25 protein-coding genes are annotated in these 22856 nt (G+C 64.8%); 19 read left to right on the plus strand and 6 right to left on the minus strand.

Features of this window, described 5'->3' with window-relative positions; genetic code table 11:
• Positions 1 to 458: 458 nt before the first annotated feature.
• Both BLS85_RS18645 and BLS85_RS06435 read right to left on the minus strand, forming a co-directional pair.
• A complete protein-coding gene (locus BLS85_RS18645) occupies positions 459 to 1100 on the minus strand; it encodes a hypothetical protein (RefSeq protein ID WP_143027107.1) in 642 nt (213 codons plus the stop codon).
• Positions 1101 to 1345: 245 nt separating this feature from the next.
• On the minus strand, positions 1346 to 2068 hold the full coding sequence (locus BLS85_RS06435; protein WP_092783934.1) for an N-acetylmuramoyl-L-alanine amidase family protein: 723 nt from the start codon (positions 2066 to 2068) through the stop codon (positions 1346 to 1348).
• A gap of 482 nt (positions 2069 to 2550) precedes the next feature.
• Between BLS85_RS06435 and BLS85_RS06440 the strand changes: the two genes are divergently transcribed.
• The 10 genes from BLS85_RS06440 (at position 2551) to BLS85_RS19040 (ending at position 13182) form a co-directional block, all read left to right on the plus strand.
• Positions 2551 to 3642 carry an ABC transporter ATP-binding protein gene (locus BLS85_RS06440; RefSeq protein ID WP_092783936.1) on the plus strand — a complete coding sequence of 364 codons (1092 nt, stop codon included), beginning with the start codon at positions 2551 to 2553 and terminating at the stop codon, positions 3640 to 3642.
• A 70-nt stretch (positions 3643 to 3712) separates the two neighbouring features.
• Positions 3713 to 4813, plus strand: a complete 1101-nt coding sequence (locus tag BLS85_RS06445; RefSeq protein ID WP_092783939.1) for an ABC transporter substrate-binding protein — start codon at positions 3713 to 3715, stop codon at positions 4811 to 4813.
• A 77-nt stretch (positions 4814 to 4890) separates the two neighbouring features.
• The gene (locus BLS85_RS06450; protein ID WP_092783942.1) at positions 4891 to 5991 is read left to right on the plus strand and encodes an ABC transporter substrate-binding protein; all 1101 of its coding nucleotides are present in this window, start codon (positions 4891 to 4893) and stop codon (positions 5989 to 5991) included.
• Between the two features lie 312 nt (positions 5992 to 6303).
• Complete coding sequence (locus BLS85_RS06455; RefSeq protein WP_092783945.1) at positions 6304 to 7578, plus strand: ABC transporter permease; 1275 nt, start codon at positions 6304 to 6306, stop codon at positions 7576 to 7578.
• A gap of 17 nt (positions 7579 to 7595) precedes the next feature.
• The gene (locus BLS85_RS06460) at positions 7596 to 8450 is read left to right on the plus strand and encodes an ABC transporter permease (RefSeq protein ID WP_092783948.1); all 855 of its coding nucleotides are present in this window, start codon (positions 7596 to 7598) and stop codon (positions 8448 to 8450) included.
• A gap of 194 nt (positions 8451 to 8644) precedes the next feature.
• Complete coding sequence (locus BLS85_RS06465; protein ID WP_092783951.1) at positions 8645 to 9748, plus strand: response regulator; 1104 nt, start codon at positions 8645 to 8647, stop codon at positions 9746 to 9748.
• A gap of 6 nt (positions 9749 to 9754) precedes the next feature.
• Positions 9755 to 11149: a cobyrinic acid a,c-diamide synthase CobB gene (locus BLS85_RS06470; RefSeq protein ID WP_092783954.1), complete on the plus strand. Its 1395-nt coding sequence runs from the start codon at positions 9755 to 9757 to the stop codon at positions 11147 to 11149.
• Between the two features lie 38 nt (positions 11150 to 11187).
• Complete coding sequence (locus tag BLS85_RS06475) at positions 11188 to 11709, plus strand: YcgN family cysteine cluster protein (RefSeq protein WP_092783957.1); 522 nt, start codon at positions 11188 to 11190, stop codon at positions 11707 to 11709.
• The gene (locus tag BLS85_RS06480) at positions 11706 to 12515 is read left to right on the plus strand and encodes a M48 family metallopeptidase (protein ID WP_245699107.1); all 810 of its coding nucleotides are present in this window, start codon (positions 11706 to 11708) and stop codon (positions 12513 to 12515) included. Before BLS85_RS06475 ends, BLS85_RS06480 begins: the two co-directional genes overlap by 4 nt.
• A gap of 514 nt (positions 12516 to 13029) precedes the next feature.
• Positions 13030 to 13182, plus strand: coding sequence for a hypothetical protein (locus BLS85_RS19040; protein ID WP_176793425.1), 153 nt, complete (start codon positions 13030 to 13032; stop codon positions 13180 to 13182).
• A 166-nt stretch (positions 13183 to 13348) separates the two neighbouring features.
• Here BLS85_RS19040 and BLS85_RS06485 read toward each other — a convergent pair whose 3' ends face one another.
• A complete protein-coding gene (locus BLS85_RS06485; RefSeq protein WP_092783960.1) occupies positions 13349 to 13708 on the minus strand; it encodes a YqcC family protein in 360 nt (119 codons plus the stop codon).
• Between the two features lie 202 nt (positions 13709 to 13910).
• Between BLS85_RS06485 and BLS85_RS06490 the strand changes: the two genes are divergently transcribed.
• The gene (locus tag BLS85_RS06490) at positions 13911 to 15134 is read left to right on the plus strand and encodes an amidohydrolase family protein (protein ID WP_092783963.1); all 1224 of its coding nucleotides are present in this window, start codon (positions 13911 to 13913) and stop codon (positions 15132 to 15134) included.
• Positions 15135 to 15191: 57 nt separating this feature from the next.
• Here BLS85_RS06490 and hslU read toward each other — a convergent pair whose 3' ends face one another.
• The 3 genes from hslU to BLS85_RS06505 form a co-directional block, all read right to left on the minus strand.
• Complete coding sequence (hslU, locus tag BLS85_RS06495; RefSeq protein WP_092783966.1) at positions 15192 to 16505, minus strand: ATP-dependent protease ATPase subunit HslU; 1314 nt, start codon at positions 16503 to 16505, stop codon at positions 15192 to 15194.
• Positions 16506 to 16558: 53 nt separating this feature from the next.
• The gene (gene hslV, locus BLS85_RS06500; protein WP_092783969.1) at positions 16559 to 17128 is read right to left on the minus strand and encodes an ATP-dependent protease subunit HslV; all 570 of its coding nucleotides are present in this window, start codon (positions 17126 to 17128) and stop codon (positions 16559 to 16561) included.
• Positions 17129 to 17291: 163 nt separating this feature from the next.
• Positions 17292 to 17678 (minus strand): BrnA antitoxin family protein, encoded by a 387-nt coding sequence (locus BLS85_RS06505; protein ID WP_245699108.1) that lies wholly within the window; start codon positions 17676 to 17678, stop codon positions 17292 to 17294.
• Between BLS85_RS06505 and csb2 the strand changes: the two genes are divergently transcribed.
• The 8 genes from csb2 (at position 17598) to BLS85_RS19770 (ending at position 22805) form a co-directional block, all read left to right on the plus strand.
• Positions 17598 to 18968, plus strand: a complete 1371-nt coding sequence (gene csb2, locus BLS85_RS06510) for a type I-G CRISPR-associated protein Csb2 (RefSeq protein WP_143027109.1) — start codon at positions 17598 to 17600, stop codon at positions 18966 to 18968. The two genes, BLS85_RS06505 and csb2, sit on opposite strands and share 81 nt — an antisense overlap.
• Before the next feature lie 181 nt (positions 18969 to 19149).
• Entirely contained in the window at positions 19150 to 19383 is a 234-nt protein-coding gene (vapB, locus tag BLS85_RS06515) for a type II toxin-antitoxin system VapB family antitoxin (protein ID WP_092783975.1), read from the plus strand.
• On the plus strand, positions 19383 to 19781 hold the full coding sequence (vapC, locus tag BLS85_RS06520; RefSeq protein ID WP_092783978.1) for a type II toxin-antitoxin system tRNA(fMet)-specific endonuclease VapC: 399 nt from the start codon (positions 19383 to 19385) through the stop codon (positions 19779 to 19781). The genes vapB and vapC overlap by 1 nt, the downstream gene beginning before the upstream one ends.
• Positions 19782 to 20026: 245 nt before the next feature.
• On the plus strand, positions 20027 to 20491 hold the full coding sequence (locus tag BLS85_RS06525; RefSeq protein WP_245699109.1) for a tyrosine-type recombinase/integrase: 465 nt from the start codon (positions 20027 to 20029) through the stop codon (positions 20489 to 20491).
• A gap of 695 nt (positions 20492 to 21186) precedes the next feature.
• Entirely contained in the window at positions 21187 to 21327 is a 141-nt protein-coding gene (locus BLS85_RS19615; protein ID WP_342729218.1) for a hypothetical protein, read from the plus strand.
• Positions 21328 to 21425: 98 nt separating this feature from the next.
• Positions 21426 to 21572: an IS3 family transposase gene (locus BLS85_RS18650; RefSeq protein WP_143027110.1), complete on the plus strand. Its 147-nt coding sequence runs from the start codon at positions 21426 to 21428 to the stop codon at positions 21570 to 21572.
• Positions 21573 to 21575: 3 nt separating this feature from the next.
• Complete coding sequence (locus BLS85_RS06535; protein WP_092783987.1) at positions 21576 to 22019, plus strand: hypothetical protein; 444 nt, start codon at positions 21576 to 21578, stop codon at positions 22017 to 22019.
• A gap of 312 nt (positions 22020 to 22331) precedes the next feature.
• Positions 22332 to 22805 carry an SIR2 family NAD-dependent protein deacylase gene (locus BLS85_RS19770; RefSeq protein ID WP_425438471.1) on the plus strand — a complete coding sequence of 158 codons (474 nt, stop codon included), beginning with the start codon at positions 22332 to 22334 and terminating at the stop codon, positions 22803 to 22805.
• Positions 22806 to 22856: the final 51 nt, after the last annotated feature.

Below are 22856 nucleotides of genomic sequence, written 5' to 3' on the forward strand. Positions count from 1 at the left end.
CCCTTGAAAAAAATCCGGCAACACCGATGCGGAAAAAACAAAAACCTGCCAAGTGCCGGACAGTGCAATCGATGGGAGCGCGAGCAGAAAAACACTCGCTCTAAAAGGAATGGCTGGTGAGCCTCTTGCAAAACTCTGAGGCGCGGTGGGGTGCGGCACAGGGGATCGGCCACCAAGGGCGGATCGCGACATGATCTATCATCGGCCGGCTGTCCGTTTGAAAACAGCACTCAGCACGTATGGCGTCAGTACGTACAAGGCCAATAAAAACAGAAAAAACACCACAGCAAGGACGGCCGACAATAGGTTCGGATCTTCAACGCCACTTGACGAAAACCAGTCATGAAATAAATAAAATGACATGAAAGAAACGACAATCGAAATAAAAATATAGATCCCCTGAAAAAAGGAGACTACAATCTCCCATGCAGCGCAGATGATCCGAATAAGTAGTTTTTTCATTTTATGCTCTCTTCTATTGTTTTTACAAATTCCTCTATCGCCCCTGGATTTCTCAAAGATATTGTATTGCACTCAATCAATGGAGCCAATTCTTCTTCAACAAGGAAGTAAATAACATCGAGAGATTCTCTCTTTAGCTTTTGATGCAATCGTGGATTCGCTCTCCGGAGTCTCTTCGAGGCTTCCGACGAACGCTCAATTATACCTTGCGTAACGATAACGGAAACAATAGCGCCGACCCCAACAGAGACAAGCCTCTTGACAATCGCTTTGGTCACAACGGCTGCGGCGATTTTTTGACCTAAATAGCTCGACAGCGTGATTTGGGCCCCATACCGAGAAGCCGTCCATATCCCCGCCTTGTCGAGCGCTTCTTTGAGTTTTCCCTTGGTTGACTCTGGGAGTTGTGCAAAAAAATCATCAAGAATAATCTGCACGAGTTTGTATATAACCTGCTTATTATTAAAGGCCTTTTTTATTAGATCGGCAATCCGCCCGCGCTCTGCAGCATTCTCATTCTGGACTTCTTCGCCGAACAACCCCATGTCCTCGAATGTTCTTCTGCTGCCATAATAAAGGTCGACCGGAATAGAAAAAACACCAGAAACAAAGGCTTCTCCGATATCATAGAGGCGCATGGCATTCTCCCTTGTCACAAGAAGCCCGGACTCCACGGTTCGAAAGCGACATTCTATGGGCGCCATAACCCACAATCAAGCAACGTTAGCATTATAGCCCTTCAGTTACGCGTCGCGCAGCGTCGGCAGAGCCTGGGCGCTTTTTTTCCGAGATGGCGGGCGCGGGTCCTTGCCGCATCGCCGCGCTGTTCTTCCGCTAAACCCGGCGCTGAACCCGGCCTTGATGGCCGGACCATCATTGCGCCCTACTCCCCCCCCACCAGCACCCCGCACGCCTCGACCACGCCCCGGGTGATGGCCTCCGCCAGAATGTCTTGGTGGAACGGGTCCCGCAGGCGCGCCTCCTCTTCCGGATGGACGATCACCCCGGCCTCGATCAGCACCGCCGGCATGGCCGCCGCCTTCAACACCACCAGATCGGCGAAATCGTAGATGCCGAGGTCGGGGTCCAACAGCGGGCGGTTCTCGCCGGCGATGGGCTCGGCGTGGTGCAGGCTGGGGGACAGGCCCCAGTCCGCCAGCGCCCGGCCGATGGCCTTGGCGACAGCGAGGCTCTCCTCCGGGAACAGGTTCTTGCCGGAGATGAACAGCGAATACCCCTGGGCATGGCGGCTGAAGCGGGCCGGGCGGCCGTCCAGCGTGCCCTGCTCCAGATAGCGCGGCTGCACCGAATCATGATGGATGGACAGCAGCAGGTGCGCCCCCATCGCCGCCGCCCGGCGTGGCCGCTCCCACAGGTCGAGGGCGGCATCGGCCGGCGCGATGAGGGCGGCCCCCGACAGTCCGGCCGCGTGCATGTGCGCCAGCACCTGTGACGCCAGATCGACGTTGAAGGCATGCTCCGGCCGCCCCCGCGCGCTCGTCGCGCCGGGCGAGGCCACCGAGTGGCCGATGTCCAGCGCCACAATCAGGCGATCCCGATCACAGGCCGCCGCGCCCGAGTCGGCCCCCCACACCGTCATCAGCATCAGCACGATGAGACCGAACCGGCCCGCGCCGCTGTTCCTTGGCAGGACCGCCCTTCGGATGATCGGTCTCCACGTATGCAAAAAGCGCAGGCAGCTCATTAAGATTCTGCGGGCATTGTGCCCAAGGCGCGGGCAGTTGCCACGCCAAGCAAGACGAAAAGCGCAAGGGCGGCGCACTGAAACTTGGCCTTGCCTGAGCGAGAAACCAGCGGGCTTTGCCGGCAACATGGCGCAGAGAGTCGCAACATTTCCCAACGTCTTGAAATTCATCTCTTCGGTTTTTGATCTACCCTCTGGGTGTCGCACCTTCTTCATTTCAAGAACCCTTGAGCGTCTATTTGGGAGGGCTTGTTCCGCCTGTTGTTTTTTTGCTCTGCCATGCTACCGTCTCGTTCAATTCCACGGTGAGCCCGTGGGCGGCGCCAATCATCGCCCGGTGACTCACCCAACACGGCAGCGCATTCGGAGCACGGCGGGGCAGCATGTCCGAGACACGGGATCCGTTCGTTCGGTTCCAGGACGTTCAGAAGAGCTACGACGGCGAAACGCTGGTCGTCAAAAACCTCAACCTCGACATCGCCCGGGGCGAGTTCCTGACCCTGCTCGGTCCGTCGGGGTCGGGCAAGACCACCTGTCTGATGATGCTGGCTGGTTTCGAGTCCCCCACGCACGGTCAGATCACGCTGGACGGTCAACCCATCAAAAACGTACCGCCTCACGAACGCGGCATCGGCATGGTGTTCCAGAACTATGCCCTGTTTCCGCACATGAGCGTGGCGGAGAACGTGGGCTACCCCCTGCGGGTGCGCGGTGTCGCCCGGAATGAGATGGAGCGCCGCGTCCAGCGCGCGCTGGACATGGTGGAACTGGGCCACCTGGGCCGGCGCCGTCCGGCGCAACTGTCCGGCGGCCAACAGCAGCGCGTCGCGCTGGCCCGCGCGCTGGTGTTCGAGCCGCAACTGGTTCTGCTCGACGAGCCGCTGGGCGCGCTGGACAAGAACCTGCGCGAGCAGATGCAGTACGAACTCAAGCACATCCACGGAAGCCTGGGTGTGACCATGGTCTACGTCACGCACGACCAGACCGAGGCGCTGACGATGTCGAACCGCATCGCCGTGTTCGACGACGGCGTCATCCAGCAGCTGGACGAGCCGGCGACGCTGTACGAGCGGCCGGCCAACGCCTTCGTGGCCCAGTTCATCGGCGAGAACAACCGCCTGATGGGACATGTCGAGGCGGTGGACGGCCCGCTGTGCACCGTGCGATCCGACAGCGGCGCCAGCATCCGCGCCGTCAACATCCGGGCCGGAGGCATCGGCGAACGGACGCTGATGTCGCTGCGGCCGGAGCGGGTGTCGATCAATCCCGACCCCGGCAGCACGCCCAACATCCTCGACGCCGAGGTGCTGGAAGTCATCTACGTGGGCGATCACATCCGCTCGCGCATGCGGGTGTGCGGCCACGACGATTTCATCGTCAAGGTGCCCAACTGGTCCGGGCACGTTCATCTGCGCGCGGGCGAGAGCCTGCGCGTGGGCTGGCACGCCGAGGACTGCCGGGCCCTGGACGCCTGACCGCCCGCCGAATGCCACAGGGCGGGCGGCCTCCGTTCACCGTGACCCTGGAACAGGAAGGACACATCCAATGACCTCTGCGACCCAACGCTTCCGCGCGCCGCTGGCGGCGGCTTGCGCCCTGGCGCTGGCCGGTGCCGCGTCCCCAGCCCTGGCCGAGGATCTGAACGTCGTTTCCTGGGGTGGAGCCTACACCAAGAGCCAGCAGGAAGCCTACTACACGCCGTGGGAAGAAAAGACCGGCCACACCATCAATTCCATCGACTACGACGGCAACGTCGCCCCGGTGAAGGCGCAGGTCGAGTCCGGCAACGTTGACTGGGACGTGGTCGATGTCGAACTGTCCGACGCCGTGCGCCTGTGCGACGAGGGCCTGCTGGAAATCCTGCCGCTGGAGGACCTGCCGCCGGCCGCCGATGGCACCCCGGCCGATGAGGACTTCATCGACGGCTCGGTGATGGACTGCGGCGTCGGTAACATTGTCTGGTCGACGGCCATCGCCTATGACGAAAGCCAGTTCTCGGACAATCCGCCATCCTCCATGGCCGACTTTTTCGATGTCGAGACTTACCCGGGCAAGCGCGGCCTCAGCAACACCGCCAAGGCCAACCTGGAATTCGCCCTGGTCGCCGACGGCGTGGCACCGGGCGACGTCTACGACGTGCTGTCGACGCCCGAGGGCGTCGACCGCGCCTTCGCCATGCTCGACAAGATCAAGGATGACGTCGTCTGGTGGGATGCCGGCGCGCAGCCGCCGCAGATGCTGGCGGACGGCGAGGTCTCCATGACCAGCGCCTACAACGGCCGCATCTTCAATGCCATCGCCGTCGAGGACAAGCCGTTCAAGATCATCTGGGACGGACAGGTGTTTTACATCGACCTGTTCGTGATCCCCAAGGGCGCGCCCAACAAGGACCTGGCGTGGGAGTTCATCAAGTTCGCCACCGGCACCCAGCCGCTGGCCGATCAGGCGGCGTGGATCTCCTACGGCCCGGTGCGCCAGTCCTCCGTGCCGCTGGTCGGCAAGCACGCCGAGGCGGGCATCGAGATGGCCCCGCATATGCCGACGGCGCCGGAGAACTTCGAGACCGCCGTGCAGGTCGATCACTACTGGTGGGCCGACCACGCCGACGAGATGAACGAGCGTTTCAACGCCTGGCTAGCGCAGTAGCGCGGCTAAGCCTGGGGGTGCGCCCGCAGCCGGCGGCGCGCATCCCCACACCAACAAGACCAAGGAGTTTCGATCCCATGTCGCTTGCGATCAAGACGGCCCGCGCCTCGCTGGCCGGAGCTTGTGCCCTGGTCCTGGCTGGGGTGTCGTCCCCGACCCTCGCCGAAGACCTCAACGTGGTATGTTGGGGGGGAGCCTACACCAAGGCTCAGATGGAGGCGTACTACTCGCCATGGGAGGACAAAACCGGCCACACCATCAACTCCATCGACTATGACGGCAGCGTCGCGCCGGTGAAGGCGCAGGTCGAGTCCGGCAACGTTGACTGGGACGTGGTGGATGTCGAACTGTCCGATGCCATTCGCCTGTGCGACGAAGGCGTGCTGGAACTGCTGCCGCTGGACGAACTGCCGCCGGCGCCCGACGGGACCCCGGCCACCCAGGACTTCCTGGACGGCGCCCTGACCGACTGCGCCGTGGGGGCCATCGTCTGGAGCAGCATCTTCGCCTACGACGAAAGCCGCTACCCCGACAATCCGCCCAGCGCCATCGCCGACCTGTTCGATACCGAGACCTACCCGGGCAAGCGCGCCCTGCGTCGCATCGCCAAGTACAACCTGGAAATGGCGCTCATGGCCGACGGCGTGCCGGCCGCCGAGGTCTACGACGTGCTCTCCACCCCCGAGGGCGTGGACCGGGCCTTCGCCGTGCTCGATCGCATCAAGGACCAAGTGGTCTGGTGGGACGCTGGTGCCCAGCCGCCGCAGATGCTGGCCGATGGCGAGGTGGTCATGGCCAACGCCCCGCACGGCCGGATCTTCAATGCGCGGGTGGTCGAGGGCAAGCCGTTCCGGATCGTCTGGGACGGGCAGATCTGGGACCTCGACCTGTTCGTCATCCCGCGCGACACACCAAAGCGCGACCTGGCCTGGGACTTCATCAAATTCGCCACGGCGACCGAACAGCAGGCCGCCCTGGCCTCCTGGATCTCCTACGGCCCGCCGCGCCAGTCCTCGGTGCCGATGATCGGCCGCCATGTCGAGACCGGCATCGAGATGGGGCCGCACATGCCGACGGCGCCCGAGAATTTCCAGAACGCGCTGCAGGTCGATCACTACTGGTGGGCCGACCACGCCGACGAGATGAACGAGCGCTTCAACGCCTGGCTGGCGCAGTAGGGCGGGGGACAAGACCTCACCCCACCCCTCCCCGTGAACAGCCATCTGAACCACACAACTCTCCTTTCATTTGTCATTGCGAGGAGCGAAGCGACGAAGCAATCCAGGGCGAACAGTGGTATCCTCCGCTCTGGATTGCTTCACCCTCGTCTTTCGACGAGGGGTCGCAATGACAGTTCGTTTTTCCGGTCGGCTTTCGCCGACGCTGATGGCGACACGTTGACACGGAGGCGGTCGGGACCGGCACCAGCATGGCGCCCATCGCCTCCCCACCGCCGTACCGCCTTCCCACGACCGACCAGGGCACCGACCATGACCGATGCGCCCACCGCCTCCGCCGCCGACGGCGTGCTCCGCACCAACGACGGCGTACCGCTGAAGATCACGCTGCGCCGCGTCACCCGGCGCCAGCGCCTGATCGCGCTAGCCCTGGTCATGCCGCTGTTCGCCTTCATCATGGTCACCTTTGTCGGCCCCATCGGTATGATGCTGTTCCGGGCCGTCGACAACCCTGTGTTGCAGGAACAGATTCCGCGCACCGTCGCGCTGCTCAACGAGACCTGGGACGGCGAAAGCGCGCCCGACGAAGCGGTGTTCGCCGTGCTCGCCGAGGAGATGATCCAGCTATACAAGGTGCGCGAGGTCGCCAAGGTCGGCATCCGCCTGAACTACGAGCAGAGCGGCCTGCGCAGCCTGATCACCCAGACGGCGCGCACTGTCGCCCGGCGCGGCGAGCCGCCGTGGATGGAAACCTTCATCGCCATCGACGAGCGCTGGGGCGAGCCCGAGACCTGGGGCATCATCCAGCAGGCGTCGCCGCGCTATACCCTGTCCTTTTTCCTGGCCGCCCTCGACCTGCGCTACGACTGGCAGGGCAACATCGTCGAGCAGCCGGAGCGCGAGCAGATCTACGTCATGATGTTCGGCCGCACGCTGTGGATCAGCGGACTGGTGACGGCGTTGTGCCTCGTGCTGGGGTTCCCGGTGGCCCACCTGCTGGCCACCCTGCCCATGCGCCAGTCCAACATCCTGATGATCCTGGTGCTGTTGCCATTCTGGACCTCGCTGCTGGTGCGCACGACATCGTGGATCGTGCTGTTGCAGACCGAGGGCGTGATCAACGACGTGCTGGTGTGGATCGGCCTGATCGCTGACGAGAACCGGGCACAGATGATCTACAACCAGTTCGGCACCATCATTGCCATGACGCATATCCTGTTGCCGTTCATGGTGCTGCCGATCTACTCGGTCATGCGCACCATCTCGCCCAGCCACATGCGCGCGGCCCGCTCCCTGGGGGCGACGCCCTTCCGGGCCTTCCGCGAGGTGTATGTGCCGCAGACGCTGCCCGGGGTGGGCGCCGGGTCGATCCTCGTGTTCATCCTGTCGATCGGCTACTACATCACGCCGGCGCTGGTGGGCGGACGCACCGGCCAGCTCATCTCCAATTTCATCGCCTATCACATGCAGAAGTCGCTGAACTGGGGGCTGGCCGCCGCCCTGGGCGCGCTTCTGCTGGCCGGTGTGCTGGTGCTGTACTGGCTGTACAATCGGCTGATCGGCATCGACAAGATGAAGTTCGGATAAGGCCCGGAGGCGCAACCATGTCCACCCTGCCGCCCTATGCCAGTCCGCTGGAACGCCTCTGGTTCTACGCCTTCCGCGTCCTGTGCGGCCTGATCCTGTTCTTTCTCATCATGCCGATCCTGGTGATCGTGCCGCTGTCCTTTAACGCCGAGCCGTACTTCACCTTCACCCAGGGCATGCTGAACCTGGACTCCGAGGCCTACTCGCTACGCTGGTACCGCGACATCATCGAGAACGAGCAGTGGCTGCACTCGATCAAGAACAGCTTCATCGTCGCCATCAGCGCCACCATCCTGGCCACCAGCCTGGGGACGCTGGCGGCGCTGGGGCTCAGCCGGGCGCACATGCCGGCCCGCACCCTGTTCATGGGCCTGCTGATCTCGCCGATGATCGTGCCGCTCATCATCACGGCGGCCGGCATGTACTTCTTCTATTCCGACATCGGCCTAGCGCAGACCCTGCCCGGCATCATTCTGGCGCACACCGCGCTGGGCACGCCGTTTGTCGTCATCACCGTGACCGCCACCCTGTCCGGCTTCGACACCAACCTGATCCGCGCCTCCTCCAGCCTGGGGGCGACGCCGACCTACACCTTCTTCAACATCACCATGCCTTTGATCCTGCCGGGCATGATCTCGGGCGGGCTGTTCGCCTTCATCACCAGCTTCGACGAGGTGGTGGTGGTGCTGTTCCTGGCCGGGTTCGAGGAACGCACCATCCCGCGCCAGATGTGGGCGGGCATCCGCGAGCAGATCAGCCCGACCATTCTGGCGGTGGCGACACTGCTGATTTGCGTGTCGGTGGTCCTGCTGATGACGCTGGAACTGCTGCGCCGGCGCGGCGAGCGGCTGCGCGGGCTGACCCCGTCGTAACGGTCGCAAGGGGTCTCCCGTCCCCCGAACACGCGCACGCAAGCCTTTTCAAACGGTGCCGATTCCGCGATGGTGGGGAGGACAGGAGCCCCGCGCCCAGAAAGTCCTCGCGCCATGTCCGTCCGCGCCCGCCGCTTGCCCCCCCCGGGCATCCCCGTTCGTTCCGGTTGCGCGTCCGCGCGGGGCCCCGGGGCATGAAGACCAGTGGCCTGGAAAACCTCACCATTCTGTTGGTCGAGGACAACACCTTCATGCTGGACCTGTTGGACCGGGTGCTGCGCCACCTGGGGTTCGAGCGCATCCACAAGGCCCACAACGGCGAGGAGGCCATCCGTTTCCTGCGTCAGGTCAGGCGTCGCCCCGACGTCGCCGGCACCGCCGGCGTGGATCTGGTGATCTCCGACCTGCTGATGACTCCCATCAACGGCCTCTTACTGTTGCAGTGGGTGCGCACCAGCAAGGACAGCCCCAACCGGTTCATGCCGTTCGTCATGCTCTCCGGAGCGGCGGACGAGGAGTACGTGGAGGCCAGCCGCCACCTGGGCGTCGGCGAGTTCCTGGCCAAGCCGTTCTCCATCAACTCCGTGCTGGAGCACCTGCGCGAACTGATCGAACGGCCCCGCCCCTTCATCCTGACCAAGGATTACTTCGGGCCGGATCGGCGCCGTCAGGCACTGCCCCCACCGATCGAGGTCGGCGAGCGCCGCGATCCCAACCGTCCGGTCAAGACCAGCTTCTCATCGGAAAAGATCAACGAGCCGGCCAAGAACGCCGACGTCTGGATCTTCCACCTACCCAACACGCTGAAGGACAAGCTCGGGCGGGGCAGTCAGGCGGTGTTCGATCTTCCGCTTGAAATGCTGGAACGGGCGGAGGCCGAACTCGACCGAGTGGCGCTGGATTTCCACGACTGGGCGCGGGACTACCTCAACCGGCTCGGTCGCATGCTGGCCGAGGCCGAGGCGAACGCCGACGCCCGGCGCCGCATCTACCGCGACATCAACGGACTGGCCCACGAATTGCGCGGACAGGGCGGCCTGTTCGGCTATCCCCTGATGACCACGCTGGCGCTGTCCCTGTTCGAGGCCACGGAACCCGGCTGCCCGGAGGATGACGACAGCGTCGCCATCATCCGCGCCCATATCGACACCATGCGCATCGTGGTGCGCGACAAGGTCAAGGGCGATGGCGGAGAGGTCGGGCGTCTGCTGCTGGAAGCCCTGCGCGATGCCATCGCCAAGCACAGCCGCAACCGCGCCAAGCCAAAGAAACCCGCGCCGCCCCGGCGGGCCCGGTAACGCGCGATGCCGAACCCCGGAAAGTTCGCGTCGCCGGGCGCCGGCCTGATCCTGGCGGCGCCGTCCAGCGGATCGGGCAAGACCACGGTCACGCTGGCCCTGGTGCGGGCGCTGACCCGGCGTGGGCTGCGCGTGGCCACGGCGAAGGCCGGCCCCGACTACATCGACCCCGCGTTTCACGCCGCCGCCGGCGGTCGCGCCTGCGTCAATCTGGATGCCTGGGCCATGGCACCGCCGCTGCTGGAGACGCTCGCCGCGCGGCTTTCCTCCGACGACGAGGCCGACCTGATCCTGTGCGAGGGCGTCATGGGGTTGCTCGACGGCGCCATGACGCCCGGCCAGCCTGGGCACGATCCGTTGGCGGACGGCTCAACGGCGGCGCTGGCCGCCCGTCTCGGCTGGCCGGTGGTGCTGGTCGTGGATGCACGCGGCATGGCCGCGTCCGCCGGCGCGGTGGTGCACGGGTTCCGGACGGCGCGTCCGGATGTGGATGTGGCCGGCGTGATTTTCACCCGCACCGGAGGGCCGACCCACGCCGAGACCCTGCGAGTGGCGACGGAAACGCTGGCGCCGGGGGTGGCGGTGCTGGGGGCGATGCCGCGCGATCCGGCGCTGGCCCTGCCGTCGCGACACCTGGGCCTGGTGCAGGCCGGTGAGCATCCCGATCTGGCCGCCTTCCTGGACCGGGCCGCCGATCGCGCCGCCCGGCACATCGACCTGGAGGCCCTGACGGCGCTGGCGCGGCCGGGCCGTCCGGTCTCGCCGCCGGCGTCCGCGCCGGTGCCGGTGCCGCCCCCTGGACAGCGGATCGCGCTGGCCGCCGACATCGCCTTCGCCTTCACCTATCCGGCGACCCTGGATGGGTGGCGTGCCGCCGGGGCCGAGGTTCTGCCGTTCTCGCCGCTGGCCGACGAGGCGCCGGCGCCCGACGCCGACGCCGTCGTGCTGCCCGGTGGCTATCCGGAACTGCACGCCGGCCGGTTGGCAGGGGCGGCGCGGTTCCTGGAGGGCCTGCGCGCGGCGGCGGCGCGGGGCGCGCCGGTCCTGGGCGAATGCGGCGGCTACATGGTGCTGGGCCGGGGTCTGGTTGACGCCGACGGCGCGCGTCACGAAATGGCCGGGCTGTTGCCGCTTGAAACCAGCTTCGCCGAACGGCGCCTGCACCTGGGCTATCGGCGGGTGACGACTCTGGGCGAGACGGCGCTCGGGCCGGCGGGCCGTCGTTATCGGGGGCACGAGTTCCATTTCGCGCGGACCACGGAGGAGGGGCCGGCCGACCCGCTGTTCACCGCGCGCGATGCCCGGGGCAAGGACCTGGGCACCACAGGGTTGCGCGTGGGCGGGGTTGCGGGTTCCTTCATTCACCTGATCGCGGCCGAACCGGCGGGGGCGGGGCCTTGAGCCTTGCGTGTCCCGGCCGGGTCAGGTGAAGTACGGCCATGCGCTTCCGTCGCCGCAAACATCCGCGCCACCCGGTCGGCGCCGCCGGGCCGTCGGCCGCCGCCGACGCGGCGGACGGAGGCGACTCGCGCCCGTTCTGGGAGCGCAAGACCCTGCGCCAGATGACCGACGCCGAGTGGGAGAGTCTGTGCGACGGGTGCGGCAAATGCTGCCTCAACAAACTCCAGGACGAGGACACCGGCGCCCTGGCCTTCACCAATGCGGCCTGCCTGTTGCTGGACCTGGACTCGTGCCGCTGTGCCGACTACGCCAACCGCTGGGACCATGTGCCGGACTGCGTCAAGCTGGTGCCCGGCATGGTGGCTCGGCTGGCCTGGCTGCCGTCCACCTGTGCCTATCGGCTGTTGGCGGAGAACCAACCGCTGCCGGACTGGCATCCTTTGGTCTCGGGTGACGCCGAAAGCGTCCATCGCGCCGGGGTTTCGGTGCGCGGCCGGGCAATCAGCGAACGCGAGGCCGACGATCTGGAAGACCATGTGGTCGATTGGGAGGACCTGTGAGCGGCGCGCGGCGGCGGTGGGGTGGCCCGCGCCTTGGGTCGCGCCTGGGACCGCCGCCAGCCGCCATCGAGGAAACGGCGGCGCCGCCGGTCCGGCTCGGTGACCGCGAGATCCCGGTGGTCACGCGGGTCAATCCCCGGGCGCGCCGCATCGCCCTGAAGGTGGACGCGGTCGCCGATCGGGTGGTTCTGGTCATTCCACACCGCCGCCACGCGGCGCGGGCGCTGCGTTTCCTGGATGGCAAGACGGAGTGGGTGCGTGAGCGTCTGGGGCGGCTGCCGCCGCCGGAGACGCTGGCCGATGGCGCGACCGTGCCCATTCTGGGCGTGCCGCACCGCATCCGCCACCGCCCAGAGGCGCGGCGCGGCGTGTGGATACAGGACGGCGCCCTGTGTGTCTCCGGTCGCGCCGAGCACCTGCCCCGGCGCGTTCTCGACTGGCTGCGCGCGCGGGCACGCGAGGAGATCTCCGCCCGCGTCGCCGCCCACGCGGACCGTCTGCAGGTCTCGCCCGGGCGGATCACCCTCAGGGACACCCGCTCGCGCTGGGGAAGTTGCTCGCCCTCCGGCGGTCTCTCGTTCTCGTGGCGGCTGGTGATGGCGCCGGACTGGGTGCTCGACTACGTCACCGCGCACGAGGTCGCCCATCTGCGGGAGATGAACCACGCGCCGGCCTTCTGGCGTCATGTCGAGACGCTGGCGCCCGGCCTGCGCGGGCCGGCCCGGACCTGGCTGCGCGAGCACGCCGCCGCCCTGCACCGGATCGGCGGCGCGACCGGGTCGACCCGGAGGACAACGACGGGGTGACCCGGCTGGGTGTCACAAAAAGAAAGGGGGCGACGAAACCGCCGCCCCCGGGAAGTTGGGGATCATGATGTGCGGATCTCCGTTCTGGAGCCCCTCTCCTGGTCCGCGGCGCCCCGTGTCACCGACCGCCGCCGAAACCAGCCCGATGCCCAGGTTGGAGAGACCCGCCGGGATCAAGGTCTGCGTCTGTGCCGCTATCGGACCTTCGGCATAGAACTTATGGCCTAGACTCACTATGACCGACACGGGGGCAGACCGCTGTGACCGGCGTCACACTTTGTCCCGCGCCCGCTCCGTCGTCGCGCGCCTCCCGCCCCCCACGATCCCGCTTCTGACGCATGGTTGCGCCTTTCGACATATGAGATCGATCAATACAAAATTGGTATGTAATGTGTTTTCCCGTTTTTGCGCACCCGGTGCGCTTTTTTCGTTGCGCTCCGTCCACGTCGTTGCTATATTCAAACCATCGACGACGAAGGTCGAATGGTTCACCCCAGAAAGGGAGGACGCGGTTATGTTGCGCTTCCTGGTTTTCTTCCGGTACGCCATGTCGTTTCATGGCCCCCGCATCGACGATCATGTCGCGGCGGAAATGAAAGCGTTTGAAGACCGCCTGACGAAGGTGGTTCCGGTTCTCGCGGGCCCGCCGAAAACACCGGCGATGTAAGCGAGACATTCAGAGGGAACGGCATCCTGTGATGCATCGCGACCGACAATGAAGAGCTGGCGGAACGGCAGCGTGTGAAACACGGCTGGCGCACCGCCAGCTTTTTTTTTGGGGAGTCGCTCGGGATCTGCTTTCGCGGGCCGCGGAAAAACCGGTTGGCTCTTCTTCAGCGCCGCGCCTTCTTCCTCGGGCGTTTTTTCCGGGCCACCATCTCGATCATGCGATCGACGTCGTGCAACAGGCTGACCAGGAGGAGCGCCTCCGGCATCGCGCCATCATGGTCATACTGCCGCATCGCCATCACCCCGACCTGACTGCGCGGCGGCAGGGAATCGGTCTCGGCCGCCCGCCGGGCGTTGGGCAGAAAGACGCCCTGCAGCCACGCCTCGAACCCCGTCGCCGGGTCGAGTGGACCCGTCGCGGGCGGATCGGGCAACGGCTCCAGCCACAGGCCGGCGCGCTTCATTTCCGTCTCGACCTCATCCAGCCGCGCCAGAATGGCGGTGCGTTCCGCTTCGGTTGCCATGGTGCCTCCCGAACCGTTGAGCCCTCGCATTTATGGTCGCCGGTCCCTGGGGATGTCCATGCCGGATGCCGGGGGCACCGCCGCTCTCATCGAATGCGAGTGTCGAGGCGCGTTGGCACGGGTTATCGTATTCGCGCCATAATTCAGAGGCACAGTCCCCCTTGTCTTTTCGTTGACGCGACGCGGTTTGGGGGACGCACCGATGACCATCCACAACTGCCATATTCATCTGTTCACGATGAAGCATGTTCCGGACGATTACATGGGCGTGGCGCGGGTATTTAAGAAACATCCGCGCCTGTTAAGAATCGCGTCGAAGGGGATGAAGGTCGCGAATCCGTTTTCCGATACGGATCGTCTTGACCGTCTCGCCAAATTCACCAAGGCGGGCTTCAACAAAAGCCAAGAGGCGGTTTTCAACGACATTGCCAAGTTCTATCCGGACGATACGAGGTTTATTGTTCTGCCCATGGACATGGAGGGCATGGGGTACGGCAAGCCGGCCAAAGGCGAAAATGGCGAAGACCATGGGATTGCCTCGCAACACGAAGAACTGGCAACCCTGAGCGTCAAAACAAATGGGCAGGTGATACCCTTTGTCCATTTCGATCCCCGTCGCGAAAATGACGGCCCTCGTCAAGAAAATGGCGACTCCCCTAAAAACGCCAAGGAATGCATCGAATACTGGATTGAAAAACGCGGGTTCAAAGGCGTGAAACTGTACCCGCCCCTTGGCTACAGTCTGGATGAAACCGTGAAAGAAAAAGATGCGGGCGGAAACGAGAAAGACGAATTCAGGTACCTTGAGGTTCTTGAGTACTGCGACGAAAAGAAGCTGCCCGTGATGGTCCACTGCTCCACCGGATCCGTTCGCGCCAAAAGATATCGTGACCGCAAGGACTATGCATCGGCGCTGGCGTCGCCCAAACGATATGAACCCGTTCTCAAGCGTTTCACGAATCTACGACTGTGTATGGGGCACTTCGGGGGATCAGTAGCGTGGAACGCCTACATGCGTGACCCGGACGGCGACGGACAATACGAAAAAGAAGCCAACAAGACGTGGCTCAAGGATATCCGCGATCTCATGGAAAAATACGACAATGTTTACGCTGATATTTCGTACACCATGTTTGATTTTGACTCCAACATTGCCATGCTCAGTGTCCTGCTCGAAGACCCAAGGATCAAGCCGAAGGTTCTGTTCGGATCGGACTTCTACATGTCCGAGAACGAGACCCTGAGCGAACGGGAGCACTGCATCCGCATCCGCCACGGGCTGGGACTGGAGTCCTTCCGGCAGATCGCCGAAACCAACCCGCTCGCATACCTCGGCGACGGTATCGACACGCCCGTTGTGCCGATGGGGCCCGGCGTCCCCCCACCGCCGCGGCCGGCCGAGCCCAGCACTTGGCACTTCGCCTGACCGCGTGCCGGTCGAGGGGCTTCTCCGACGCCCGCGGCGGCGCCGGAGGACTGCCTCCTACAGAATGAACTTCGACAGGTCGGAGGACTTGGCCAGCGGGCTGACGCGCTCGTGTACCATGTCCGCGTCGACGACGATGGTCTCGCCGCTCCGGTCGGAGGCGGTGAACGAGATCTCATCCAACAGCCGTTCCAGCACGGTGTGCAGGCGCCGGGCGCCGATGTTCTCGACCGACGTGTTGATCTCGGCGGCCAGATCGGCGATGGCCACGATGGCCGCGTCGTCGAAGTCCAGCGTCACCTCCTCGGTGCCCATCAGCGCCTTGTACTGCTTGATCAGGCTGGCCTCCGGCTCGGTCAGGATGCGCACGAAGTCGTCCCGGTCCAGCGCCGACAACTCCACGCGGATGGGCAGGCGGCCCTGCAACTCGGGCAGCAGGTCCGACGGCTTGGCGATGTGAAAGGCGCCCGACGCGATGAACAGGATGTGGTCGGTGCGCACCAGCCCGTGCTTGGTGGTGACCGTGGTGCCCTCGATCAGCGGCAACAGGTCGCGCTGCACGCCCTCGCGCGAGACATCCGCGCCGCCGCGCGCGTCGCTGCGGGCGGTGATCTTGTCCAACTCGTCCAGGAAGACGATGCCGTTGTTCTCCACGGCCTCGATGGCCTCCTTGACCACCTGATCCTCGTCGAGCAGCTTGTCGGCCTCCTCGCGCACCAGAACCTCGTAGCTGGCCTCGACCGTCATGCGCTTGCGCGTGGTGCGGCCGCCGAAGGCCTTGCCGAAGATGTCGTTCAGGTTGAGCATGCCGGCCTGGGTGCCCTGCATCCCGGGAATGTCGAGCATGGGCATGGACGTGCCGCCGGTGTCGCGGACATCGATGTCCACTTCCTTGTCGGCCAGCCGGCCCTCGCGCAGCATCTTGCGGAAGTTCTGGCGCGTGGTGTCCTTGGCGGTATCGCCGACCAGGGCGTCGAGCACGCGCTCCTCGGCCGCCAGTTCGGCCTTGGAATGGACGCGCTTGCGCAGGCGCTCCCGGGTCTCGGTGATGGCCACCTCGACCAGATCGCGCACGATGCTTTCCACATCGCGACCGACGTAGCCGACCTCGGTGAACTTGGTCGCCTCCACCTTCAGGAACGGCGCCTCCGCCAGCCGCGCGAGGCGACGCGCGATCTCGGTCTTGCCGACGCCGGTGGGGCCGATCATCAGAATGTTCTTGGGCAGCACCTCCTCGCGCAGCCCCTCGGGCAGTTGCTGGCGACGCCAGCGGTTGCGAAGGGCGATGGCGACGGCGCGCTTGGCGTCCCCCTGGCCGATGATGAAGCGGTCCAGTTCGGAGACGATCTCGCGGGGGCTAAAGGCAGGCATGACGGTGTCCGAAGGTTTTTGACGGGACGGGCGAAGGGTCTGGCGCGCGGCGGTCAGGCGTCACCGCCGAGCGTTTCCACGATCACGCTGTGATTGGTGTAGACGCAGATGTCGGCGGCGATGGCCATGGCCTTGCGGGCGATGGCCTCGGCGTCCATGTCGTCGCGGTCGGCCAGGGCGCGGGCGGCGGCCAGGGCGTACGTCCCGCCGGAGCCGATGCCGATCAGGCCGTCCTCGGGCTCCAGCACGTCGCCGTTGCCGGTCAGGACCAGCGAGACCTCCTTGTCGACCACGGCCATCATGGCCTCCAGCCGGCGCAGGTAGCGGTCCGTGCGCCAGTCCTTGGCCATCTCGACGCAGGCGCGGGTGAGCTGGCCGGGGTGCTTCTCAAGCTGGCCTTCCAGCCGCTCCAGCAGGGCGAACGCGTCGGCCGTGGCCCCGGCGAAGCCCGCCAGCACCTTGCCGCCGGACAGGGGGCGGACCTTGCGGGCGTTGGATTTCATGACGGTCTGGCCGAACGAGACCTGACCGTCACCGGCGATCACGACCCGCCCGTTCTTGCGCACCGTCAGGATGGTGGTGCCGTGCCACTGGATGGGATCATGCGGGTTCGCGGGCGTCATACGGGAAACCTCCGGACCGGACGGAAAAGGAATTCCAACGATCATTGACATGACCGTTGAAGTCCGTGGCCGGCCCGCTCCCCCACCCGGCGTTCCGCAACAGACTGGCGTTGGGTGGCCGGGTGGGGGAGCGGGCCGGTGCCGAAATGCGGATGAGTCAAACTCATCCGCCGCTGGCATGGGCGCGCCCTACATGGGGAGCCGACTCGACCCCGGTCAAGGGTGGAATGCCCGGCGGGGATTCCGCCGGGTGTGTGTCCACCCATGCCCTCGACGCCGCGGTCATGCGCGCGCGCCAGTCCGGACCGCCCGCGCGAAAGGCCTCCACGACGTCGGTGTCGACGCCCAGGACAACGGGCGTCCGGCCCGGGTGAACCAGAACCTCTCTTCGCGCCATGCCCGCCTCGCGGGCGGCGCGCATTTCCTCCTCCGTGGCGGGGCGATCATCCTCGTCCTGGCCGTCCCACACATGATCCCCGTCCACGGTGAGGGTGCGGACGGCGTCCTTGACCTCCCCAAGGCTCATGCTGTTCGTTCTCAAGTCAGACACGATACATCTCCCGTTCCACGGGGCCGGCGCGGCGATAACGGATCACCCGCGTCATCCCGTCGCGAGGCACGTGGACGACGAGGACTGGGCGCTTATCGCGCCGCTGATTCCGCCGGGCAAGCCGGGCGGCTGCTGCGGGCGCTGATCGCGACGTGGTGGCGCAAGGGCGATCACGACCGCTGGCCCCGGGACACGCTCGCCCGCCTGATCGAGGCCCTGACCGAGGCGCCGCCCGTCTTTCACCTGCCGGACGACGCGGTTCACAGCCACACCCGCCACTACATGGCGGCGCCGGTGAAGACGACGCTCATCTTTGACGCCTTCGCCCATCTGCCCGCCGATACCGAGATTGTCGCCGCCTGGCCCGACGTGACCCTGGACGAGGACCTCTACGCCCTCGCCGAGGATTTGGCGGGCGGGTTGGGGTATCTGGGTCGCGCCGAAAGCTGGGTCGAGGCGACGGCCTCAACCGAGTGGCCCGTCGATAAGGCCAACTGCCGGCCCGTCAACGGCGCCGGCCAGACCGACGCCAAGGGCGATCCCGTGCGTGTGCTCGCGCCGCTGCCGGCGGCCCGGTATGCCGAGGAACGCGACCGCCTGATCGGGGAGACCGAAGCACGACTGACGGCGGAACACACTGCGACCGGCAAGAAGCCGCCGACGACCAAGGCCCTGGCCGAGAAGGTCAAAAAGACCCTGGGCGGGACCCTCCCCGACGCCCTGCTCGACGCTTTGTCGCTGGACACCGGCGACCTGCAAAAGGTGGGCTGGACCCGTCCGCCGGCATCAAAAGAAGTCGTCTATGTCCGGCCGCCGCTGTCCCCCACGGCCCGCCGCCGTCGCCGCCCCACCGGGCCGTCCATCCACGCGGGCAAGGCGCGTCCCACCGTCGCCCGCTGGGTGCTGACCGGCCGCCCGCGCCCGCGCGTGGAGGACACCATCCGCATTGGCGAGTTGATGCGTCTCGCGGCCATGAGCACGTTTGGCCGGGACAAACAAACCGGTCGCTTCAACGCCCCGCCAGAGATCTCCGGCCACGGTGAGGATAACAAGGCGCTGCGCGTCCCGGAACACGCCCACGCCTTCTGGCTGCCGGAGGACGGCGACAACGACGGCTGGATCGACCACGTCACGGTCTGGCTGCCCGGCGGATTCGACGGAACCGCGCAAGCCAAACTTTCCGGCCTGCGTAGGCTGTGGATGGATGCGGCGCGGGAATGGTCTCTGGCGCTGGAGGGCTTCGGACGCCATTACGGCCTCGGCCTGTTCGGTCCCTCCCTTGGACCCTGACCAAACGTGAGCCGAGGGATCCTGATCGGGTGAAATCCCGTTTCGTGTGGCGATGCAGAGCAAGGCATTCAAGATGCCCCGGGCGAGGGTTTTTCGTAGTCCGTTTCTCCTCAACGCCTTGAACCTCTGCTGGCCTCGCGCTATGTATATCCCAGTGGAATATCCCGCGTGGAGACATGGCATGACCAGTTCGACCGTTTTCACGTCCAATCGGAGCCAAGCTGTTCGCTTGCCCAAGGCCGTCGCCTTCCCCAAGGACGTGCATCAGGTCGATATTCTCATTATCGGCCGCAGTCGCGTCATCGTGCCCCAAGGCAAACGGTGGGACGAACTGTTCCTGAACGGGCCGCGCGTGAGCGACGACTTCATGGCCGAACGTGAACAACCTGTCGTGGAGACACGCGAGTCCTTCTGATGCTCTCCTACATGCTCGATACCAATATTTGCATCCACGTGATGAAGACCTATCCGCCAGAGGTGCGCGAAACGTTCAACGCGCTGGCGGAACAACTCTGTATATCGTCGATCACGTTGGGGGAATTGCACTACGGCGCGGAGAAGTCGGCCCGCCGAGTCGAGAACCTTACGGCGATCGAGCACTTCGTGGCCCGGCTGGACATCCTACCGTTCGGAAGCAAAGCCGCCGCCCATTACGGGCAAATTCGCGCCGAACTGGAACGGGCCGGAACGCCGTGCGGTCCGCACGACATGCAAATCGGCGCCCACGCCCGCAGCGAGGGGCTCATCGTCGTCACCAACAATGTACGGGAGTTCGCACGCATGCCGGGCGTGCGGGTTGAGAACTGGCTGTAGCGCGGCGGTGGACGCTCGTTGCTGGTCATCCGAGTGTTGGCTGGTCGAAATAGCCAGAACGACGACCGTGATGCCATGCCACCGGCCCGGCCGCGCCAAGCGTCAACGCATCGTACCGACGCTTTCACGGTTTGGCATCGCACCGAAACATCCCCCCGCCTGCGTCCCCCATGCTTCCCCGGGTTTCGCGCACGACAAAGGGCGCCCCGTGGGCGGCCGGCCTTCATCCGACCGGACTGGCGGTCGTGCGTGTTCTGCTGCTGACCGGATTCCGCATCGGCGAGGCCCGGGGCCTGCGATGGGACTGGATCGATCACCAGCAGGGCTGCGTCCGCTTCCCGGACACCAAGAGCGGGCCGCAGGTGCGGGTCATCGGGCGCCGCGCCCTGGACCTGCTGACACCCCCGCATGGTCCCGGCGGGTCGCCCTTCGTGTTTCCGGCCGATCAGGGCGACGGCCCGTTCACAGCCGCGCCGGACACGCTTCGCCGGCTGTGTGCCATGGCCGGCCTGACCGACGTGACGCCGCATACCCTACGTCACACCTTCGCCAGCGTGGCCGGGGACCTGGGGTTCTCGGAACTCACCATCGCCGCGCTGCTCGGCCACGCGGCGCGCGGGGTCACGCAAGGCTATGTGCACATCGACGCCGCGCAACGTCTCGCGGCCGACAGGGTGGCGGAAGACATCGCCAACAGGTTGGAGCCCTGAACCCCTCCGCCCGACCCTTGCCAGCGGGCCATCGGTCTCGGCCCGGTCAAGGACATGCCGCGCGTCGCGCGGGGGCCTTCGGCCCTCCTTGACCGACCCATCACCCGCTGGCGTTTCGGCTGGCAGGTCGGGACGGAGGGATGGCCGTGGGTCCGGTCGAACAGAGGGATAAACAAGATTGGGTCAATGCGCATGGGGACCCGATGTTGACCGGCGACGACGCTGGGCAGTTTCCGTCGCGGGCGAGGCCGGGACCAAACCCGCCGCTTGGTCGCGGGCAAATCTACTCCCCAGTGCAAAATTCACAATAATAACCAAAAGTCATGGTTTGAATTTGGAGATATGGTAGTACAGGAGAGCGTAAATGAGCGTACTGGGAAATGTACCTTGAAAGAAGGCAAGACAAAAGAACGCCTCCAATGTCGTCTATCCTATTGTCTGCACATCGTTTTTCAAGAGGCGACCCTCCTCCTTTGGAGCGCTTCGCCCCCAACCTTTTGAAATAACAAAGGAAACGGGGAGACATCTTGCGGAGCCTCCGCAGCGGGCATGAGGGGCGGGTGGGGGGGGGGGGGGCAAACTGACCCTGCCTCTGGAAAGTGGTCCGGGATTGAGTAGGGTCCTACCCAATAAAAGAGTACCGGACGATCATGAGGGAGAGCCGTTTCAGCGAGGCGACGTTCTAGAAATGGAAGGTGAAGCTCGGGGGTATGGACGTGTCGGACGCGCAGCGGCTGAAGGCCCTGGAGGCGGAGAACGCGCAGCTGAAGCGGATCGCCGCCGACCAGCAGCTGGACAGCGCGATGCTGAAGGATGTGGCGTCAAAAAAAACGTGACGCCCGCCGTTCGACGGCAGGTCGTGGCCCATCTGTTGGCGGATCATCGGGTGAGCCAGCGGCGGGGGTGCCGGGTTCTTGGGGTTGGGCGGTCGAGCATGCGCTACCGTACGCGACGACCGCCAGATGGGCCGGAGCGGGAGCGTCTGCGGGCGCTGGCCGCGGAACGGCGCCGGTTCGACTATCGCCGGCTGACAGTTCTGTTGCGGCGCGAGGGCTTTCGCATCAACCACAAGCGGGCCTAACGGATGTACACGGACGACGGACTGGCGGTGCGGCGGCGTCGGGGCCGCAAGTGGGCGTTGGGATCGCGGCAGGTCCCGGCGGTCTATGATCGACCGCATCAGGCGCGGGCGCTGGACTTCGCGTCCGACAGCCTGGCGTGTGAACGGCGAATCCGATTCCTGATGGTGATCGACGTGGCAAACCGGGTCAACCTGCTGTCGATCGCCGACACATCGATCAGTGGCCGTCGGGTGGTCCGCGAGTTGTTGCGGCTGGTGGACGCGTGCGCCCGACCGGGCCTGATCATCTCGGATAACGGGACCGAGTTCGCCTCGAACGCGGTGCTCGGGTGGTGCCGCAATCGCGACGACGACAACCACGTTCGCCCGCACGGCGCGCTCGGCTGGCGCACGCCGGCCGAGCGCCTGTCCAGAGTCTTGGGGCCAGCTCAGAATTTTCCAGGTTAGCTTATTCGGACTTTTTCCGCAGCCTGTTAACGTTGAATATGAGCGTGTATATGCTCTGATTGCGAACAGTGAGGGAGGCCCAATGTGGCGCGTCACGATCCAGTGCCAGAGCGACCCCTGAAATTTCTGGCAAAGGAACTCCAAGCGGGACGTCTGGTTCTGTTTGTGGGGGCTGGGCTTTCGCACCTCGCCCCAGCGAAGGACGGGAGCCGACGCCGACTGCCGTTGTGGGATGGCTTGCTTGACCACATTGCAAAGGAATTCGGAATAAACAGGTCGGAATTCAGCGATGATCCCCTAAGAGTGCTGGATATGGCGGTGACGGTTAGGGATCGTCCAGCTCTGATCGCGGAAGTCGCAAATTGTATTGATGCCGAAAATTTTGATCCATCGAAAGCACATAAAGAGTTGAAAGATTTGCCATGGGCCTACTTCGTAACGACAAACTACGATGACCTTCTAAATAAAGACAATAAGTTTCGGTCGATCATAACGGAGGACTTATATCTATGGGAAGGAGTTCACTCAGTTAAAAAATTGATATACGCTATACATGGAAACTTAGACAACCCTCACACACTTACGCGAGAGGATTATAGATGTTGGGGTGAACGTAACCCTCGGGCAAGCCGACGGCTCGAAGATACGCTATTCAACCGCACTGTCTTGTTCGTCGGGTACTCTATTTCTGACCCAAACTTCGGAGATATTCTCAATCGAGTTAAGCGCATTATGGGGGATAAGAGCCTGACCCAAAAGGGTCTTGCGCCCGGATTGGGTGCGTGATTCAAGGTGCTTGGTATGAACAGCCGAGCGACGCACGATGTGGACCAAAGA

This window comes from Rhodospira trueperi, assembly GCF_900101965.1.
In the GTDB taxonomy this organism is placed as follows: domain Bacteria; phylum Pseudomonadota; class Alphaproteobacteria; order Rhodospirillales; family Rhodospirillaceae; genus Rhodospira; species Rhodospira trueperi.

What these genes read in the sequence shown, in the direction of transcription:
- BLS85_RS18645 (WP_143027107.1), bottom strand. Translation starts at nt 1,100, where the DNA reads ATGCGCCTCTATGATATCGGAGAAGCCTTTGTTTCTGGTGTTTTTTCT.
- BLS85_RS06435 (WP_092783934.1), bottom strand. Translation starts at nt 2,068, where the DNA reads ATGCTGATGACGGTGTGGGGGGCCGACTCGGGCGCGGCGGCCTGTGAT.
- BLS85_RS06440 (WP_092783936.1), top strand. Translation starts at nt 2,551, where the DNA reads ATGTCCGAGACACGGGATCCGTTCGTTCGGTTCCAGGACGTTCAGAAG.
- BLS85_RS06445 (WP_092783939.1), top strand. Translation starts at nt 3,713, where the DNA reads ATGACCTCTGCGACCCAACGCTTCCGCGCGCCGCTGGCGGCGGCTTGC.
- BLS85_RS06450 (WP_092783942.1), top strand. Translation starts at nt 4,891, where the DNA reads ATGTCGCTTGCGATCAAGACGGCCCGCGCCTCGCTGGCCGGAGCTTGT.
- BLS85_RS06455 (WP_092783945.1), top strand. Translation starts at nt 6,304, where the DNA reads ATGACCGATGCGCCCACCGCCTCCGCCGCCGACGGCGTGCTCCGCACC.
- BLS85_RS06460 (WP_092783948.1), top strand. Translation starts at nt 7,596, where the DNA reads ATGTCCACCCTGCCGCCCTATGCCAGTCCGCTGGAACGCCTCTGGTTC.
- BLS85_RS06465 (WP_092783951.1), top strand. Translation starts at nt 8,645, where the DNA reads ATGAAGACCAGTGGCCTGGAAAACCTCACCATTCTGTTGGTCGAGGAC.
- BLS85_RS06470 (WP_092783954.1), top strand. Translation starts at nt 9,755, where the DNA reads ATGCCGAACCCCGGAAAGTTCGCGTCGCCGGGCGCCGGCCTGATCCTG.
- BLS85_RS06475 (WP_092783957.1), top strand. Translation starts at nt 11,188, where the DNA reads ATGCGCTTCCGTCGCCGCAAACATCCGCGCCACCCGGTCGGCGCCGCC.
- BLS85_RS19040 (WP_176793425.1), top strand. Translation starts at nt 13,030, where the DNA reads ATGTTGCGCTTCCTGGTTTTCTTCCGGTACGCCATGTCGTTTCATGGC.
- BLS85_RS06485 (WP_092783960.1), bottom strand. Translation starts at nt 13,708, where the DNA reads ATGGCAACCGAAGCGGAACGCACCGCCATTCTGGCGCGGCTGGATGAG.
- BLS85_RS06490 (WP_092783963.1), top strand. Translation starts at nt 13,911, where the DNA reads ATGACCATCCACAACTGCCATATTCATCTGTTCACGATGAAGCATGTT.
- hslU (WP_092783966.1), bottom strand. Translation starts at nt 16,505, where the DNA reads ATGCCTGCCTTTAGCCCCCGCGAGATCGTCTCCGAACTGGACCGCTTC.
- hslV (WP_092783969.1), bottom strand. Translation starts at nt 17,128, where the DNA reads ATGACGCCCGCGAACCCGCATGATCCCATCCAGTGGCACGGCACCACC.
- csb2 (WP_143027109.1), top strand. Translation starts at nt 17,598, where the DNA reads ATGATCCCCGTCCACGGTGAGGGTGCGGACGGCGTCCTTGACCTCCCC.
- vapB (WP_092783975.1), top strand. Translation starts at nt 19,150, where the DNA reads ATGACCAGTTCGACCGTTTTCACGTCCAATCGGAGCCAAGCTGTTCGC.
- vapC (WP_092783978.1), top strand. Translation starts at nt 19,383, where the DNA reads ATGCTCTCCTACATGCTCGATACCAATATTTGCATCCACGTGATGAAG.
- BLS85_RS18650 (WP_143027110.1), top strand. Translation starts at nt 21,426, where the DNA reads ATGCGCTACCGTACGCGACGACCGCCAGATGGGCCGGAGCGGGAGCGT.
- BLS85_RS06535 (WP_092783987.1), top strand. Translation starts at nt 21,576, where the DNA reads ATGTACACGGACGACGGACTGGCGGTGCGGCGGCGTCGGGGCCGCAAG.
- BLS85_RS19770 (WP_425438471.1), top strand. Translation starts at nt 22,332, where the DNA reads ATGGCGGTGACGGTTAGGGATCGTCCAGCTCTGATCGCGGAAGTCGCA.